This window comes from Streptomyces sp. NPDC002054, from assembly GCF_040296685.1.
Classification (GTDB): Bacteria; Actinomycetota; Actinomycetes; order Streptomycetales; family Streptomycetaceae; genus Streptomyces.
The window spans coordinates 1-1,093 of sequence record NZ_JBEOXT010000086.1 but is presented as its reverse complement, the minus strand read 5'-3'; the positions used below and the strand labels follow the sequence as shown (position 1 = coordinate 1,093).

General features: G+C 67.2%; 2 protein-coding genes. Both read right to left on the bottom strand.

The features are described from left to right. A partial coding sequence (locus ABT123_RS36680) for an ABC transporter permease (protein ID WP_351322790.1) occupies positions 1–491 on the bottom strand: 491 nt, incomplete at its 3' end. Beyond that, a partial coding sequence (locus tag ABT123_RS36675; RefSeq protein ID WP_351322788.1) for an ATP-binding cassette domain-containing protein occupies positions 488–1,093 on the bottom strand: 606 nt, incomplete at its 5' end. The genes ABT123_RS36680 and ABT123_RS36675, both read right to left, overlap by 4 nt.

Here is a 1,093-nt window from a genome sequence, read left to right as displayed (position 1 = left end):
AGCCAGGTGAGGGCGAAGCTGATGCCGGCCAGGAGGCCGATGGCGGCGAGCCATTCGACGGCGGAGGCGGAGGGGTCGAAGCCCATCAGCCAGGCGACTCCGAAGACGAAGGCCATGGAGGCCAGGGTCTGGACGACGGAGGAGATGACGCGGGCGATGAGGATGGAGGGGCGGAAGATCGCCATGGTCTTGAACCGGGCGATGATGCCTTCGGTCATGTCGACGCTGGTGGAGACGGCGGTGCCGAGCATTCCGGTGGCGGCGGTCATGATGATCAGGCCGGGCAGGACGTAGTTGACGTATTCGGCACGGCCGCCGCTTGGGCCGACACCGGTGCCCAGGACCCCGCCGAAGACGTAGACGAAGAGCAGGAGGAACAGGACCGGGATACCGATGATCGAGATGGTCGTTGTCGGGTAGCGGAGCTGGTTCTTGACGTTGCGGCGCAGCAGGGTGACGGAGTCGGCTACGGCGTAGGTGACGGTGCTCATACCTGGACCTTCTTCTCGGTGTCGGCGGGCGTGGTGGTCTCGGTGCCGGTCTTGGTCTGGCCGGTGAGGGCGAGGAAGACGTCGTCGAGGTCGGGGGTGTGCAGGGACATCTCGTGGATGGTGGTGGTGTCGAGGCGGTTCAGGACGGACTGGACGTTCTGGGCGCTGCCGTCGGAGGGGATGCGGAGCTTGAGGTCCTCGTCGTTGCGGGTGAAGGGGACCGTCAGGGTCCGGGCGGCGAGGTCGAGGGCGTAGGCGGTGGTGAACTGCAGGTCGATGCTGCCGCCGGGAACCTTCCGCTTCAGCTCCTCGGGAGTGCCCTGGGCGACCAGCCGGCCACCGTCGAGGACAGCGATCTGCTCGGCGAGCTGGTCGGCCTCTTCCAGGTACTGGGTGGTGAGGAAGATGGTGACGCCGTCGGCGACCAGGCCGCGGATCATCTCCCACATCGAGCGCCGCACCCGCGGGTCCAGACCGGTGGTGGGCTCGTCCAGGAAGATCACCTGCGGGCGGCCGACCAGGGTCATCGCCAGGTCCAGACGCCGCTTCATACCGCCGGAGAAGGTGATCACCGGCTTCTTCGCGGCCTCGACCAGGTCGAA